The 17,299-nt window shown below is 50.2% G+C and carries 13 protein-coding genes; 5 read left to right on the top strand and 8 right to left on the bottom strand.

Annotated elements, in window-relative coordinates; genetic code table 11:
* Positions 1-21 precede the first annotated feature (21 nt).
* The gene (locus ACJJIR_RS08960) at positions 22-2,256 is read right to left on the bottom strand and encodes an acyl-CoA dehydrogenase (RefSeq protein ID WP_413662260.1); all 2,235 of its coding nucleotides are present in this window, start codon (positions 2,254-2,256) and stop codon (positions 22-24) included.
* On the bottom strand, positions 2,204-2,443 hold the full coding sequence (locus ACJJIR_RS08955; RefSeq protein ID WP_413662261.1) for a hypothetical protein: 240 nt from the start codon (positions 2,441-2,443) through the stop codon (positions 2,204-2,206). The genes ACJJIR_RS08960 and ACJJIR_RS08955 overlap by 53 nt, the downstream gene beginning before the upstream one ends.
* Before the next feature lie 153 nt (positions 2,444-2,596).
* Between ACJJIR_RS08955 and ACJJIR_RS08950 the strand changes: the two genes are divergently transcribed.
* Positions 2,597-4,036 (top strand): di-heme oxidoredictase family protein, encoded by a 1,440-nt coding sequence (locus ACJJIR_RS08950; protein WP_444896990.1) that lies wholly within the window; start codon positions 2,597-2,599, stop codon positions 4,034-4,036.
* 69 nt (positions 4,037-4,105) lie between these two features.
* Here the strand turns inward: ACJJIR_RS08950 and rraA are convergent, their stop codons facing one another.
* The 3 genes from rraA to ppsA form a co-directional block, all read right to left on the bottom strand.
* On the bottom strand, positions 4,106-4,585 hold the full coding sequence (gene rraA / locus ACJJIR_RS08945; RefSeq protein WP_413662263.1) for a ribonuclease E activity regulator RraA: 480 nt from the start codon (positions 4,583-4,585) through the stop codon (positions 4,106-4,108).
* A gap of 135 nt (positions 4,586-4,720) precedes the next feature.
* Positions 4,721-5,284 (bottom strand): L,D-transpeptidase family protein, encoded by a 564-nt coding sequence (locus ACJJIR_RS08940; RefSeq protein WP_444896988.1) that lies wholly within the window; start codon positions 5,282-5,284, stop codon positions 4,721-4,723.
* 436 nt (positions 5,285-5,720) lie between these two features.
* Positions 5,721-8,084 (bottom strand): phosphoenolpyruvate synthase, encoded by a 2,364-nt coding sequence (gene ppsA, locus ACJJIR_RS08935; protein WP_444896987.1) that lies wholly within the window; start codon positions 8,082-8,084, stop codon positions 5,721-5,723.
* 189 nt (positions 8,085-8,273) lie between these two features.
* Between ppsA and ppsR the strand changes: the two genes are divergently transcribed.
* From ppsR to ACJJIR_RS08920, 3 genes are all read left to right on the top strand, one after another.
* Positions 8,274-9,101 (top strand): phosphoenolpyruvate synthetase regulatory kinase/phosphorylase PpsR, encoded by an 828-nt coding sequence (gene ppsR, locus ACJJIR_RS08930; RefSeq protein WP_444896986.1) that lies wholly within the window; start codon positions 8,274-8,276, stop codon positions 9,099-9,101.
* A 73-nt stretch (positions 9,102-9,174) separates the two neighbouring features.
* A complete protein-coding gene (gene pabB, locus ACJJIR_RS08925) occupies positions 9,175-10,506 on the top strand; it encodes an aminodeoxychorismate synthase component I (RefSeq protein ID WP_444908069.1) in 1,332 nt (443 codons plus the stop codon).
* Between the two features lie 175 nt (positions 10,507-10,681).
* Positions 10,682-10,975, top strand: a complete 294-nt coding sequence (locus ACJJIR_RS08920) for a hypothetical protein (protein ID WP_444908068.1) — start codon at positions 10,682-10,684, stop codon at positions 10,973-10,975.
* A gap of 45 nt (positions 10,976-11,020) precedes the next feature.
* On the opposite strand, the gene cysB is transcribed toward ACJJIR_RS08920, so the two are convergent.
* Together cysB and ACJJIR_RS08910 are read right to left on the bottom strand one after the other, a co-directional pair.
* Positions 11,021-11,992: an HTH-type transcriptional regulator CysB gene (gene cysB / locus ACJJIR_RS08915; protein WP_282932493.1), complete on the bottom strand. Its 972-nt coding sequence runs from the start codon at positions 11,990-11,992 to the stop codon at positions 11,021-11,023.
* Between the two features lie 313 nt (positions 11,993-12,305).
* The gene (locus ACJJIR_RS08910) at positions 12,306-13,208 is read right to left on the bottom strand and encodes a 5'-nucleotidase (protein ID WP_413662270.1); all 903 of its coding nucleotides are present in this window, start codon (positions 13,206-13,208) and stop codon (positions 12,306-12,308) included.
* Positions 13,209-14,075: 867 nt separating this feature from the next.
* On the opposite strand from ACJJIR_RS08910, the gene ACJJIR_RS08905 reads away from it, so the two are divergent.
* Positions 14,076-15,881 carry a M4 family metallopeptidase gene (locus tag ACJJIR_RS08905; RefSeq protein ID WP_444908067.1) on the top strand — a complete coding sequence of 602 codons (1,806 nt, stop codon included), beginning with the start codon at positions 14,076-14,078 and terminating at the stop codon, positions 15,879-15,881.
* A gap of 60 nt (positions 15,882-15,941) precedes the next feature.
* Here ACJJIR_RS08905 and ACJJIR_RS08900 read toward each other — a convergent pair whose 3' ends face one another.
* Entirely contained in the window at positions 15,942-17,231 is a 1,290-nt protein-coding gene (locus tag ACJJIR_RS08900; RefSeq protein ID WP_444908415.1) for an NAD(P)/FAD-dependent oxidoreductase, read from the bottom strand.
* Positions 17,232-17,299: the final 68 nt, after the last annotated feature.

Here is a 17,299-nt window from a genome sequence, read left to right as displayed (position 1 = left end):
GGAGGTAGCTTTCCTCAAACCCTATTGGACTGTGCCCGCACACCCACCCAAGTGCTCGAAGTGATCCACCTGAATTGCCTTCTCCACAGCATCCGCTGCATCGTAGAGTATCTCAGCCTCTTCATCGCTGATTAGATTTTTCTTTAACCCTTCTTCCACGCTATCCCTGCTCAGGTTGCGAATACCGCCTTTTTTTAATTTTTCTCGAGCCCGCTCGGAAGCGCATACCCGATCAAACGCCTGCTCAACAATATCCACTCCATCCCCGGGAGTTCCGAGAAAAACTCCACTGGTCAGCCGGTCGCGAGTCGCCGACGGCGTCAACAGTAATTCCGCGCAGGCTTTGGCTTGCCGATCCGATGCGGTGTGGACACTGTGGCCCCAAGGCATGGTGAGGAAGTGCATTACTTGGCCAATAAATGGCCGGGGGAAATTTTGAAACACCTCCAACAAGTTGACTTCGATCTTATGCAATCCATCTCGCATGGCAAATTCCAGCAGAGGGAGGTCATCCTTAGGGTTGCCATCATCATAAAAGCGCTTCAGGGTGCAGCTGAGCAGATACAGCTGACTCAAGACATCGCCCAATCGGGAAGAAATTAATTCTTTTCGCTTGAGTTCTCCTCCCAGAGTCATCAAGGAAAATTCGGTGACCAGAGATAGCACCGCCGAATACCGATTCAATTGCCGATAGTACTTGGCAGCGTGCCCTACGTTGCGAGGGCTGCTGGCAAACAAGCCCACCGTCCAGCCGTGAAAAATACCCCGACAGAGGGTTTTGAATTGAAACCACATATGTTTGGGCAGCAACTTATCCAATTCATCCAAACCCGCTTCATGATCCGGATTTTCTGCCGCCAACATTTCCTGCAAGATATAGGGGTGACAGCGAATTGCGCCCTGACCAAAGATCATCAAACTGCGAGTGAGAAGATTGGCCCCCTCTACCGTAATTGCTACCGGTATCGCTCGATAAACATTACCCAGGTAATTTAATGGACCATCCATAATTGCCTTGCCCGCATGAATATCCATTGCATCAATAATGGCCTGGCGTAGACCACAAGTAGCATTGGCTTTCATAATTGCGGTGATCACCGCTGGTTTTCGCCCCTCATCCAGAGCACGGGTAGTCGTTTTATGGGCGCTGTCCAATACAAATGCGATAGAAGCAATTTCAGCCAAGCGGCGTTGCACGCCTTCAAAGCGGCCAACAGGCACATTAAATTGCTCTCGAACCCGGGCGTAAGCGCCGGTCATGCGCGCGGCCATTTTTGCCCCACCGGTAGACAGGGATGGCAGAGAAATTCCTCGGCCTGCGGCAAGGGCACTCATCAGCATCTCCCAACCTTTGCCGACATTCTCCTCGCCGCCAATAATCCAATCCATCGGCATAAAAACATCTTTTCCCCAGTTGGGCCCGTTCTGAAATGCTTGCAGCGCTGGGAGATGCCTCTGACCAATGGAAACTCCCGGTGTATCTGTGGGCACCAGGGCAACCGTAATACCCAGCTCTTCTTCATCGCCGAGAATATGGTCGGGATCATAGAGCTTGAAGGCCAAACCTAACACCGTGGCTATCGGGCCCAAGGTGATATAGCGCTTGTGCCAATTAACACGCATACCAAGGACCTTTTCGCCTTGATATTCGCCGTAACAGACTACGCCACGGTCAATCATGGATGCCGCATCAGATCCGGCCTCCGGACTGGTCAGCGCAAAGCAGGGAATATCAGTGCCATCTGCCAGACGTGGCAAATAGTAGTCCTTTTGCTCTTGCGTACCGTGAGCCAGTAGCAGCTCTCCCGGGCCCAATGAGTTAGGCACCATTACTGTGACACCCACACAGGTACTGCGGGTGGTAATTTTGGTCACTATCTCCGCATGAGCTGTCGGGGAAAAGCCAAGGCCGCCATATTTCTTGGGAATAATAATGCCAAAAAAGCGATTTTTCCGAAGGAAATCCCAAACATGCTCCGGAATATTGCGATCCACATAGCTAATTTGCCAATCGTTGATCATTCGGCACAGCTCTTCGACTGGCCCCTCCAGGAAAGCCTGCTCCTCTTCATTGAGCGCAGGTGGACCCATCCCCAACAATTGATCCCAATGTGGTTTACCTGACAATAACTCAGCGTCCCACCAAACCTCACCCGCTTCCATCGCCTCCCTTTCTGTTTCAGAAATTGGCGGAAGTACCCGTTTAATAATTTTTAAAAGAGGCGCGGTAAAGAATTTTTTGCGCAATTCGCTCATTTTCACCTTCCATAGCGGCAGCCGTTGCAACAAACACTGCCAATTCCCGCAGGGTCGAGAGAGTCATCAATGCACAATAATAGGAGACGTTTGATTGCAGGTAAGAATTCACAGAAGAAATCCATGCCCCTACCCGGATAGACATTTTATTTTTCAACAAAACCGGCGTTGTTTTTTTTAGGGCCATTGAAAAGTTATTGAGATTAGCTTTTTCTCACTCCGTCCACAGCAATTCGTATTGTGAGACTCCCTCACCCCCTTTCAATTAAATAACCATTTTTCCAGGGACTTGGCCTTATAACTTTTTGAAAGGGAAAGAAAAATAAACAAGGATTTTGACATGAAGCGATTAACGGCAATATCTCTCACCAGCATCAGCCTGATGCTCCCTTCATTAATTTACGCCGATCTTATCGGCGAAGCACCGCGCTTAGACCCTGCAGATAGGATTAGCCAGGATGAAATTTCCCAAGGACAACTCCACCTCGACGAAATACGTGAAGCGGGGCTGATTATTTTCAGCACGCCTTTCAATCGTTACGACGGTTTTGGTGATGGCCCCCACGATTTTTCTGAACCGGACAACCATTCCCCCACCGGAGGTAACAGGCCCACCCTGCAAGGTAATGGCACATTTTTACGGGTCAATGGCCTTGATGCGCAAAATTGCCTGGAGTGCCACACCGTTATCAGCAATCGAACAACGCCACCCAGATTGGGCATTGGCGGAGGTGGAGGATTCGGAACCAGCGTATTATTCCGTCCCGCCAATATCGATGTTATCGATGAAAACTTTGACGGTATCGCAGAGTTTGATGGGCGGCTGATTAATCCGGTATTTTTATTTGGCGCTGGGGGGATTGAATTGGTTGGTCGTGAGATGACCCATGAATTACAAAATCTTAAACAACACGCCCTCAATAACCCCGGCACCATCGTTGAACTGGAAACAAAATCAGTCAGTTTTGGGAGCATCATTGCGGACGAGTACGGCAATTTGGATACAACCAATGTCGAAGGCGTCGAGCACGATTTGGTTGTCAGGCCCTTTGGTCGAAAAGGTGACAACGCCTCAGTCAGGGAGTTCGATGTCTCCGCCTTGGCATTTCATATGGGGATGCAGGCCTCGGAAGCCTTTGGCGGAGCAACAGCAGATGCTGATAACGACGGAGTCGTCAACGAAATCACCGTTGGGGACTTATCCGCACTGAGTATCTTTATTACCACCCTGGAACCACCATTCGATGTCGATGACAGAGAACACCGTGACGGCCGGAGGCTTTTCTCCGATATTGGCTGCGCCGACTGCCACCGCCCAACGATGGTCACCCAGAGAAGGACCCTCCCTTATAAACTTACCGGCTCTCCAGAAACTCCCTTTGAAGACATTTTTTACGAAGTGGACCTCACCAAGCAACCGACAAGTTTTCGCCAAACCCGCAATGGCGGAATAGAGGTCGCGATGTTCTCTGATCTCAAGCGCCACGACATGGGCGAGGGGCTGGCTGAGAACGCCTTCTTCCAAACGGACCAGCAAAACCGTGAGTTTATTACCGCACGCCTTTGGGGAGTGGCCGATACCGCGCCCTATTTACACGACGGCAGAGCCACTACGTTGGCAGAAGCCATTTTTCTCCACGACAGCCCCGGAAGCGAGGCCAGTAACGCAGCACAGAATTTCAAGTATTTAAGTGAAAATGATCAGAATAAGATCTTGGCATTTTTGATGTCCCTGAGAATGCCGGAGAACCCCGCTGAAGATCTAATTGATCCCCGCTGAGTTGATTCTCAACAACTGGCAGCGCTTTTGGGCTGCCAGTTTCCAGACCTAATGGACTTACTGGTGTTTTTAGGTCAGTGCCTTACCCGCCACAATTACACCGTTGTTATCCGCGTAGAGGTATTCCCCCGGGCGGAAATCCACACCGGCAAAGCTCACCGCCAGGCCTCTTTCACCAATTCCCTTTTTTTCTGTTTTCATTGGATGGCTACCAAGTGCCTGCACCCCCAGATCCAGTTCCGCGATTTCATCTACATCGCGAATGCAGCCATACATCAGGATACCTTCCCAACCGTTAGCAACCGCCTTTTCTGCCAGCATATCGCCAAGACAAGCCCGCCGCATAGATCCACCGGCATCGACTACCAAAACCTTGCCCTGCCCCGGTTCAGCCACCAGTTCTCGCACCAGGGAGTTATCTTCAAAACATTTGATAGTGACAATCTGCCCACCAAAACGATCTCGGCCACCGTAATTGATAAACATAGGATCAACTACTCGCACCTCATCAGGGTAGGCATCACATAAATCGGGGGTTGACTTGAGCATCAATATTCTCGCAGCAATCTATGGAAGAGAAGAATAATAGCGGGAAAAAAGTAGAAGAGCTAAGAGGCAAATAAATACCGGGTATCACCACGATGGATAATACCCGGCCAAGCCTTCGCTGCCACGAAATTGAAACTAGTGTGTTACACGAACCGGCGTGCCTACACGCACATGCTGATAGAACTTTCTCGCCATATGTGGGGGCATACGCACACAGCCATGAGAAGCGGGATAGCCGGGCACGTGGCCAGAGGCATGCAGACCGATACCGCCATTAAAACGAATGTAATTATTCATTTTTGCACCGCGATACACAGTACCCGCAGGGCGACGATGCTTTCGAGTATTTACATTAGATCTCACGACTCTGCCAGTGCGTCTATCAACAAAACTGCCATAAATAGACGAGCGGTGATAAGGGTGTTTGGACAACACACGAAAATGTCCGGGGCGTGTGCTGTAACCGCGCTTCCCCGAAGAAATACGGGAGACACCAACTAATTTCCCACCTTTATACAGATATGCGCGCTGCTCACTTAAATCAATTCTAATTGATGGACTACCACCCCTGGCTGCAGCGCGATCATCAAACCAATTAGATGCGCGTGGCTTTGCATCTGCCGGTGGCGCTGCCATTAAAGCCATAAGGCACACCATCAAAAAGACATGAAGTATGGGGATTTGAAACTGTCTACTCATTTGCATAGCTCACCTCACCGAGTCTGGGTACCCTGCCCTGAATCCAACAGATAAACAGTCTGTCGGTAATTTTCAGGTGCACGCCAGTGGGGCCAGGGCCCACGGCGAACATTTTTACGGAGCACATTGCGCAATCTGTTTTTCGATTTACACGCAACCTTAAGACTCTTCCGATTCTATTGAGGCGAGCGGAAAGATTTAGAATGAATTCTTCTGTGCGGATCAGCTGATAGAGGTTTGTATTTTTTGGTTAATGTGTCGTTTAAATTTTTCAAACACAATTAGCAGAACAAAATCAGATGTTTCCGGGTTTAACCGCAACAACGGACTCATTTTCCACCAAGGCAAACATCGCTTCAGCAGAAAAATTACAATTAAATATAGCGGGGGAAAAATTGGGAAAGCGGCCCACAATTGGGCCGCTTAAAGAGGAAAATTAACCTTCCTCGTTGGCCAGGAATAGCCAGGTATCTACTGCGGTATCCGGATTCAGGGACACACTGTCGATCCCCTCATCCATCAACCAGCGGGCGAAGTCTTTATGGTCAGAAGGACCCTGACCACAAATACCTACATATTTACCCGCTTTCTTACAGGCTTGGATTGCCCTGGAAAGCAGAGCCTTGACCGCTGGGTTGCGCTCATCAAACAAATCGGCAACCAGGCCGGAGTCGCGGTCCAGACCAAGCGTTAGCTGGGTCAAGTCATTGGAACCGATGGAGAAACCATCAAAGTGCTGCAGGAAGTCTTCCGCCAGCAAAGCGTTGGACGGCAGTTCGCACATCATAATGACCTTAAGGCCACCTTCTCCACGGCGCAGGCCGTTTTCAGCCAGCAGACCGACTACTTCCTCAGCTTCTTCCGGGGTGCGGACGAAGGGCACCATGATTTCCACATTGGTCAGTCCCATTTCATCGCGGACTTTCTTCAGTGCACGGCACTCCAGGGCAAAGCACTGGCGGAAATCTTCAGAGCGATAGCGAGCTGCACCACGGAAGCCAAGCATTGGGTTTTCTTCGCTTGGCTCGTACAACTGGCCACCCACAAGGTGCGCATACTCATTAGATTTAAAGTCGGACAAGCGTACGATGACGCGATTCGGTGCGAAGGCCGCAGCCAAGGTAGCGATACCTTCCACCAGTTTTTCGACAATAAAGTCTTCTGGAGAATCGTATCCGCCGATACGCTCGCGAATATTCTGCTGCAGATCTTCCGGCAGGTTATCCAGTTCGAGCAGTGCTTTCGGGTGAATACCGATCATGCGGTTGAGGATAAACTCGAGGCGTGCAAGGCCAACGCCCTGGTTCGGCAGATGGCTGAAAGCAAATGCTCGATCCGGGTTGCCCACGTTCAACATAATTTTGAACGGCAGCTCCGGCATTTCTGCAACTTCAGTTTCCTCGCGCTGGAATTCCAGTTCACCAGCCATTACAAAACCGGTATCGCCTTCCGCACAGGAAACTGTCACCGGGGTGCCGGTTTCCAGCAGCTCGGTTGCATTACCACAACCTACAACTGCGGGGATGCCCAGCTCACGGGCGATAATTGCCGCGTGACAAGTACGGCCGCCGCGATTGGTAACAATAGCACTCGCTTTCTTCAGGACCGGCTCCCAATCCGGGTCGGTCATGTCGGTAACCAGGACTTCACCATCCTGCATCAGCGCCATATCTTCTACGGATTCAAGCTTGCGAACGGGGCCCGCGCCAATGCGCTGGCCGATTGCGCGACCTTCACACAATACGTCACTGCGCTCCTGCAAGCTGTAGCGCTCGATGCTGGTTCCCTGATCGCGGGAGCGTACAGTTTCCGGGCGTGCCTGTACGATAAACAACTTACCGCTGTCGCCGTCTTTGGCCCACTCGATATCCATCGGGCGTCCGTAGTGCTCTTCAATCTTGCGAGCCTGGATTGCCAGGTCTGTCAGCTCCTCATCGTTGAGGGCAAAGCGCTGGCGGTCTTCGTCTGCCACCGGGATAGTTTTTACGGAACGACCACATTCACCGCTCTCGTCGTAAACCATCTTGATCGCTTTACTGCCGCGATTGCGGCGCAGAATCGCAGGACGGCCCGCATCCAGGGCTGGCTTGTAGAGGTAAAATTCGTCCGGGTTAACCGCACCTTGAACAACGGTTTCGCCCAAACCAAAGGCGGCGGTGATAAAGATCACATCGCGGAAGCCACTCTCTGTGTCCAGGGTAAACATCACACCCGCTGCACCAGTCTCACTGCGCACCATGTGCTGGATACCGGCAGACAGGGCAACGCCCACATCCGCATAACCGGTGTGCACGCGGTAGGCGATAGCACGGTCGTTGTAGAGGGAAGCAAAAACTTCTTTTACTGCCTTCAATACAGCCTCGATACCGCGGATATTCAGGAAGGTCTCCTGCTGACCGGCGAAGGACGCATCCGGCAAGTCTTCGGCGGTTGCAGAGGAGCGAACTGCAACAGCAGTTTCCGCACCACCCAGGGCCTCATAGCCCTCGCGAATCTCTTTTTCCAGCTGCTCGGGGAACGGAGTCTGTAAAATCCAGTTGCGGATTTCATCTCCCGCCTGGGCCAGCTCGGTGACATTACCAACATCCAATCCTTGCAAACGCTCGGCTATACGCTGCTCCAGCTGTTCGTGAGCCAGGAAAGCCCTAAAGGCTTCTGCGGTGGTAGCGAAGCCACCGGGTACGCTCACACCGGCACCGGCGAGAGAGGAGATCATCTCGCCCAGTGATGCGTTCTTGCCGCCGACTTTGTCGACATCGGCCATGCCCAGTTTTGCGAAGTCGATCGTGAAGTTCGTCAAGTGAAGGCCCTCTAAAATTCAGGTTGAGTGGCGGCAGATTATAAGGATGAGTTTTGTAAAAAATAGCCCGTAAAAATTGGCCAAAATGTTGTAAATTTTCTACAAAAATTGCAAAACGCCAGAATAAAAGACCTTTGCCCCATTCCTCCCCTACAATAGCCCCCTCACGCCGACAAACTGAGAACAAACATGGCAAAAGACAAGCGCACGGCTTTTTTTATCTCCGACGGAACCGGTCTCACCGTCGAAGCGATTGGCCACAGCCTACTCGCACAATTCCGCGATCAACAAGTTGAGCAGGTCACGCTTCCCTATATCGACTCCACCGAAAAAGTTAAACAGGCCCTGCAACGCATAGAAAAAGCTGCCGATGAATCCGGTTTACAGCCAATCATTATTACCAGCATTGTTTCCGACAAGATCCGGGAACAGCTGCACCAAAGCTCTGCGCTGATGCTCGATATCTTCGAGAACTACCTCACGCCACTGGCCAATCTGTTTAACCGGGATCCGGCACAGATGGTCAACGTCTCTCACGGCATTGACGACAACCGCCGCTACACCGACCGGATTGAAGCAGTGCATTTCGCCATGGACAATGACGATGGCCGCAGAGTCAGCGAATTCCAGCAAGCCGATGTAATCCTGCTGGGCGTTTCCCGCTCCGGCAAAACGCCTACCTGCTTGTACCTGGCACTCCAGTTTGGCCTGCGCGCGGCAAACTACCCCATCACCGAAGAGGATATGGACTCCACCACCCTGCCCAAGATCCTGCGCCCGTTTCGCAACAAGCTGTTTGGCCTGACAATCGAGCCTGAGCGCCTGATGCAAATTAGACAGGAAAGGCGCGCCAACAGCCGCTACGCTTCTAAGGAACAATGTGAATTCGAGGTGCGCCAAGTTGAGCAAATGCTGAGGCGGGCCCAGGTGCCTTTCCTCAATGCAACCCAACTTTCGGTGGAGGAACTCGCCACCCGCCTGATGTCTCAGGCCGGTATTGAGCGCAGGATTGACTAAAGAGCCACACACCCTTTAATTGCCGCCGCAAAATGTGTAGTGTGCGCCGTCTTCCGGACTGCTGTAGCTTGATATGCAAATTGTCTCTCTGCCCTACTCATTAAACACGCCCGCCGCATTTGCGGCGATAGCGGATTTACCTATCCCCGTTTGGCTCGACAGCGGTCGACCTCTCGCGGAGGGTGGGCGCTATGACATCATTAGTGCCGACCCGATAAATACCCTCGAGTTAAGTGCCGACACGCCCGAGCCATTTGCCCGGCTGGATGACCTCGTGTGCGAACTCTGCCCTCAGGACAGGGACTCACAACTGCCTTTTTGCGGCGGGGTTATTGGTTACGCTGGCTATGAACTCGGTGTAGAGGGCAATTATCTACCGGCAGATATGCGCCCTACGGACTTGCCCGCAGGCTTTTTTGGTCTCTACACATGGGCCTTTATTGCCGACCACCAACTGGGCAGCAACCACCTGGTTTTCCACCCCGCCTGCCCCCCCCAGCAAGTTCGCGAATTGATACAGCGATTTAAAGCTATCAACTGGGAGACCACGCTTACGCCTGGGGACTTCCGGCTGCATTCACCATTTGAGCACGAACTGAGTGCAGATGATTATCGGGCACAAATTGAGCAGATACTGGAATATATCGCCGCTGGCGATATCTATCAGGCAAACTTTACCCAGCGTTTCAGGGCCCCTTATAGCGGCGATCTGCTAACAGCTTACCTGGCATTGCGCTCTCAAGCTGCCGGTCCCTTTTCTGCTTATATGGCCCTGCCCCATGGCAGCCTGCTCAGTATGTCGCCGGAGCGATTTATCCGAGCTGACGGCGCCAGTTTGCGCACGGAACCGATTAAAGGCACTGCAGCAAGACACGCTGATAAGATGGCCGATCAGCGTGCCGCCTTCTCGCTGCAGAGAAGCCCCAAGGACCGGGCGGAAAACCTGATGATCGTCGATTTACTGCGCAATGATTTGAGCAAGCTGTGTCGCAGTGGCACCGTACGTGTTCCCGAGCTATTCCAATTGGCGAGTTTTGCCAATGTCCACCACTTGGTCAGCGTAGTAACTGGTGAGCTACCCGAAGAGTCAGTTTATAGCGAATTACTCGAAGCTTGTTTCCCCGGCGGGTCTATCACAGGTGCTCCAAAGCGACGCTCAATGGAAGTGATCCGGGAGCTGGAATCCAGTCCCCGGGGGATTTATTGCGGCAGTATTGGCTACATCAGCAGCTGTGGCCGCGCTGACACCAATATCGCCATCCGGACCTTCAGTGCCAACGATGGACATCTAACCTGCGCGGCAGGTGGTGGGATCGTTGCAGATTCCGATCCCACTTCAGAACATCAGGAGTGCTTGGCCAAGGTGCGCTTACTACTGGAAACAACTGAACAATTTTTGCAGTAGGCATCAAATCGCCGAAAAACGACTAAAAATTAGCCTATTTTGGCGCCTTTTGTAGCATCACTACAAATTTCAGTTATAAAGGTATCGGCGATTGATATTTCAAAGTTATTAGGGGTTCTGATAGATTCAGTCCATCTTGCCTTTAATAGCATTGCACTGGATCAAGGAAATTATCGTGAAGATCACACTGGTCAAGAAAATTCTCGCCGACGGCTCGCCCTGCGCCAAGTGTCGCGACGTTGAAGAAAAGCTGGAAGAAAATGGCCAAATGCAATTTATCGACCAGACACTTATCGCCGACGTGCGTGACCCGCAAAGCCCGGGCTTACTGCTGGCTCAGCAGTACAAGGTAGAGCGAGCGCCCTTCTTTGTCGTAGAGCGCGAAGGTAAGGAAGCAGAGATTTTCACTGTTTACTTCAAGTTCGCCAAAGAAGTACTGCGCCCCCTGATCGAGATGGAGGCTTCATAGCCTCCATCCCTTAGCTTTATTCGGCACTTCCATTCAGCAGCACCTCTAGTAAACGGGCAACTCCATATCGGCGAACAGCGCATCGACCTCAGAACGGGATGTCGCCTGTGCCGCCTGGTCAATCAGCTCACGGCTGAGATGGGGGGCAAATTGCTGGATAAACTCATACATAAAGCCCCGCAGGAAAATCCCCTTACGGAAGCCGATTTTCGTAACACTCGATTCAAATAGATCACTGGCATCGAGAGCCACAAGGTCCTCATCTTCGCCATCAACGGCCATATCAGCCACAATGCCAATTCCCAATCCCAGACGCACGTAAGTTTTGATTACATCAGCATCGGCGGCGGTAAAGACTACCTTAGGTGACAACCCTTTCTCCAAGAAAGCTTCATCTAACTTGGAGCGGCCGGTAAACCCAAATACATAAGTAACTATCGGGTACTTCGCCACGTCCTCAAGGGATAGCTTGCTCACTTGGCAAAGCGGGTGATCTTTCGGTACCAGGATGCAGCGGTTCCAGCGGTAGACAGGCATCATCACCAAGTCGCTGAAAAGCTCCAGAGCTTCAGTAGCAATAGCAAAGTCTGCAGTGCCATCTGCCGCCATCTCAGAAATTTGCATAGGGGTTCCCTGGTGCATATGCAGGGAAACCTCAGGATAACGGCCTATAAACAACTTAATAATCGGGGGCAAGGCATAGCGCGCCTGGGTGTGAGTGGTAGCTACAGCGAGACTACCTTTTTTATCATTGCTGAACTCTTGCGCAACCTGTTTGATATTCTCCACTTTGCGCATAATTTCGCCGGCAGTCTTTAAGATTGCCTCCCCTGCCGGGGTCACCCTTGTGAGATGCTTGCCGCTGCGTGCGAAGATTTCTACGCCAAGCTCATCCTCCAAAAGTCGGATTTGCTTACTAATTCCCGGCTGGGAGGTATAGAGGCTCTGCGCTGTAGCAGAAACATTGAGGTCGTGATGTGCCACTTCCCAGATATATCTCAACTGCTGCAGCTTCATAGATCCTCCCTTTCATTAAGTTCGCTCATGGCCGAGAGCGAGTAATACCATTTTTTGATCGATAGTTATAAAAACTATCTTGAGTTATACGAGAAAAGAATAGCAGTGAATCAAAGCCAGGGCCAATGGACGGTTGAATATCCGTGGTAGAGACGAAAGTGTCAATCAACTTTGGGGGATCCCGGACTTTCTGTCGGCTTTATTTTCTAATAATTAGAGCTAAGCCTCTCGGATGAGGACCGGGAAAAGTTCGAACATTATCAGCATAGAAAGCACTGAGTGATAACGTACACCTTTATCACTTTTGAACTTTTTATACCTCTGCATTTGCGATTCCATGAGGAACATGGCCCGTAGCCACATGCTCACCTGCAGAAACACAGTGACTAGGCTGATCATCAAAGAAGACATCGGCGCCAAAAGCCCGCAGGAACTCACCTTTAGGAAGCCCGCCGAGAAAAACTGACTCATCCACTCTAATATCCCAGGCGCGCAATGTCCTGATGACCCGCTCATGGGCCGGAGCGGAACGTGCCGTTACCAAAGCCGTTCGTATCGGGCAGGTATCCATCTCAAATTCAGCCTGCAATCTCTGCAAAGCTTCAAGGAACCCCTTAAAGGGCCCTCCCCCCAGTGGCTTCTGTGCTGAGGCACGCTCTGCCTCAGTAAAAGCAGCCAGGCCTTCCGTTTTGTAGACTCGCTCAGCCTCATCAGAGAAGATTACCGCATCGCCGTCAAAGGCAAATCGCAACACATCATCACGATATTCGCGATTTCCTCCGGCAACCAAGGTTGCCGCAGCAACCCCCTGCTCCAACGCTTGGCGGACATCTACACCATCAGCAGACAAAAACAGGTTGCATCCAAATGGGCCAATATAACGGTAAGGGCTTCCACCATTGCAAAAGGCCGCACGAGTAATATTGAGTCCATAGTGCTCTATCGAGTTAAATACCCTTAATCCGGTATCGGCACTATTCCTTGATAGCAGAATCACCTCCACCCGTGGCTCACCGCCAAGAAGCTCATTGATCTTTAGAAACTTCTCAACCAGAGGGAATGCGTCCCCTTTTTCCAGAACATCGTTCTCACGCTCAACTTGATAATGAGAAAAGGCGTGCAATCCCTGCTCCTCAAATACCTTGTGGCTATCGCTAAGGTTAAACAGAGCGCGAGAGGAAATAGCGATTACTAACTTATCTGGACGCACAGCCATTAGGGAGCCTCTACATCGTTAATCCACCGACACCGCAGCTTCACTGAGGGCAGTGAGAGTCTGCGACAAATCTCAAACTTATATTCCACAAATTGAGCGATATGTACAGATAAGAATGCCAGCCCTTCCCGATGTTACCTCCAGAGCGCTGCACAAGTGTCCAGGGAGTCAAAGTTGCTTTGACTGCGGGACTAAGACGATGGAGCAAAACATTTCAAAACTCGAAATTGAAACCGCCCCAAACTACCGCGTGCATTTTTCTACAGTAAAGTTTTGGTAGAGTTAATATCCACCCCCATCAAATTCAGAAAGGATTAATACTTTAATCCTTTAGTTTGACAACCCCTTAAAGAACCCAGACTAATACACCCCTTCAAACTTAACAAACATATAGCACCCTCTTCATGCAAATTGAATTAAATTGAAGAATTTCGCACCAGAAATAAACAAAAATAACAAAACCACAGAAAGCTTTACCGTTTAAATACAATTCAAAAAAAGTTTGCCACTCAGAAAAAAGCTATAAACTAACCAATTAAAACCCCTCAAATAACCAAAGTTGCAAATATCAGAATTCGTGACATACACATCAAAAAAACAATTTGACCTTTCAAGTTTACATCCACTACAAAAAAATTATTGTCAGGAATAACAACAAGGGATATCGTTATTTCGCCTGACAACGGCAAACAACCCCCAAGAAAATTTTGCACATAAACTCCATACAGCCCTCAGCTCATAGCGCGAGATATTCTTGGGGTGTGATTCAATTGGCCGCTTAACCAGACAGCATTAACCACTGAGCGTTTAATTTATGCTCCCGGTTAACTATGGCCATTAAATTATAATCATAAAGAGAATTACTTAATGAAATATTTGTTAGGAGCCGCTAGCACACTCGCACTCGCTATTAGCGCCCAAGCGGCGGAGCGTATTAATGTCACACCAGAGTTACTTTCCAATCAGTCCCTAGCCTCAATCGCTGGCTCAGATATGAAGTTGGAAAAGGTTCGCGAGCGCACGCTTGCCAATGGGAGAACGGTTGCCCGATATCGGCAAACTCATAAAGGCATACCCGTTTGGGGGAGAACCATAACCAGTTCCAGGCAAGGCTTAACTGAAAAAGTGAGAGGCCACGTACTCTCAGGCCTAGAGCTGGAGGTACCTACCGCCCGCGCAACAATTGATGCCGATAATGCTATTGATCGAGCCATGAATCATCAGTTGAATCTACGCACTCAGGATGGTGATAGTAAAAAAGCCCTCTCAATGTCGTCCATGCGCTTCAACGCACAAAACCAGAAAAAAGAGCTCTATGTCTATGTCGATGAAAACGACCAGGCGCGATTAGCTTATTTGGTTAACTGGGTCGAATACGGAGATGAGCCGAGCAGACCGTTCTATTTTGTAGACGCACTTACTGGCGAAGTTATCAAGCAATGGGACGGCCTTGCCTTCCAGGATGCCACAGGCCCCGGTGGCAATGAAAAAACCGGGCGTTATGAATATGGAACGGACTTCCCTGCCCTCGAAGTTGACAATAACTGCTCCATGAACACTGCTAACGTAGAGACTGTGGATTTGAATCACGGTACAAGCGGAGGTAGCGTTTTCTCCTTCACCTGTCCGGAAAATGATTACAAAGAAATCAATGGTGCTTATTCCCCGTTGAATGATGCCCACTTCTTCGGCAACGTCGTTTTCAATATGTATAGTGACTGGTATGGAACATCGCCGCTCACACAAAAATTAAGAATGCGAGTTCACTACAGCAACAACTACGAGAACGCCTTCTGGGATGGCAGCCAAATGACATTTGGTGATGGCTTCACAACCTTCCACCCTCTTGTCAGCTTGGATGTATCCTCTCATGAGGTGAGCCATGGCTTTACTGAACAAAACTCCAATCTGACCTACGCCAACCAATCCGGCGGCATCAACGAAGCCTTCTCTGACATGGCCGGTGAAGCTGCCGAGTTCTACATGAAGGGCACTAACGACTGGATGGTGGGGGCCGATATATACAAGGCTGATGGCGCTCTTCGCTATATGGATGACCCCACCAAAGATGGCAGATCCATTGGCCATGCTTCCGACTACTATAGCGGCATGGACGTACACTACAGCTCCGGCGTATTCAACCGGGCTTTCTACCTGATCGCCAACTCAAGCGGCTGGAACACCCAAACTGCTTTCGATATTTTTGTGCTTGCTAACCAAACTTATTGGAATCAAAGCACTGATTATATTGAAGGTGCTTGCGGAGCCCTGTCGGCTACTGAAGATCTCGGATACGATACTGCAACAGTAATCGCAGCGTTCGACACCGTAGGTGTATCTACCAGCAACTGTGGCGATGATGGTGGTTCAAACTCAGAAGGCTGGGAAGAAACCAACTTATCAGGCCGCCGAAATAGCTGGCAGCACTTCACTCTGGATGTACCATCAGGCTCATCATCTTTGACCGTCGAAATGCTCGGCGGCAATGGCGATGCCGATTTGTACGTCCGTTATGGTGCCACCCCAACCAGCGACAGCTGGGATTGTCGTCCTTACGTAGACGGCAATAATGAATTCTGTAGCTTTAGCAATCCAGCTGCAGGCACCTGGCACATCAGTGTGCAAGGCTATATTTCATACAGAGGGGTAACTCTTTCCGCCCAGAGCCAATAATATTTAAGGCCGGTGCCGACACATTAGTGTGTCGGCACTCTCTATCACATCATTCAAAGACTAGCTTCCAAACCTATCTAACAAACTGTGGTAAAGCATCCCCAACACCAACCCCGGCCACCTCAATAAAGTGCCACCTGGAAACTCTACTTTAGGAAGAGAAGAAAACACGTTGTAACCCTCACTCTCCCCATAAATTGCATCAGCCAGAAGCTTGCCGGCAAAAGTCGCCGTAGGCACTCCATGTCCAGAATACCCCTGACTGTAATATAGGCCCGACTGCAACTGTCCTATACAGGGCATCCGATTCATAGTAATGGCCAGCGTACCCCCCCAGCCGAAATCAACAGCAGTATTTTCCAGCTGCGGGTAAACCCTCAACATATACTTGCGGACGAAACTGCGAATATCTTTGGGGAAACGCCTAGTGTAATTTTCCCCTCCCCCAAAAATTAAGCGGTTATCGCCAGATAATTTCCAATAATTTATAACAAATAAAGTATCTTGCAGTGCGAAGTCATTGGCTATGATTTCCCTAGCGAGCCCCTCCGGTAAGGGCTCTGTTGCCAGCACAAAATTATTTATTGGCATTATGCGCCCCGCTAAGCGGGGCTCAAGATCTTTCAAGTAACCATTGCAAGCTAAAATCAACTTTTCGGCCTTCACCTTTCCTCGTGCAGTTTTCACCGTAAAGGGAGAAGAGCTCGAATACCCTTGCACACCACTACACTCAAAAAACCTGGCACCAGCAGAAACTGCTGCGCGGGCAAGACCTAATGCAAAATTGAGAGGATGAAGATGTAGCGAACCAAAATCCAGCTGTGCGCCGAGATATCGTTTGCTACTTACAAGCTCTCGAACTTCTTCTTTCTCTATATACTCAACTTGCCTGTAATCATATTTCTCTCTGAGTTCTTCAGTTTCATCCTGCAGATATTTATCGTGACTGGATTTTGCTGCAAGATGCATGATCCCGCGTTTTAAATCACATTGAATCTGATTCCTGACTATAAGACTTTCCACCAGTTGAACAGCGTTGATACTCAAATCCCAGAGCTGCTTAGCGGTGTCGAATCCGAACATGGCTTCCAGATCACCCTGACTTCGCCTTTGTCCAACACCGACATGTCCTCCATTCCTTCCTGATGCGCCCCAACCAATCCTATTAACCTCCAGAAGCACCACACGGTAGCCGCGCTCTGCCAAGTGCAAAGCACTGGAAAGTCCCGTATAACCACCACCAATAACGCAGACATCTGCCTCCACGTTACCTTCCAGGCATGGATACTCCTGAAGGTCGTTAGCTGTAGCGGCATAATAGGATTCCGTGTGCTCATCCAACCTATTCATCACCTTCATATTTCTACCAGATACCCTCAATGCCATTTAAATAAACGGCCCTGTTCCAATCGGCAGTA

The sequence above is a fragment of the Microbulbifer maximicatervae (SeqCode) genome (assembly GCF_052467385.1).
The sequence above is the reverse complement of the archived record's forward strand: the minus strand, read 5'-3'. Positions and strand labels throughout refer to the sequence as shown.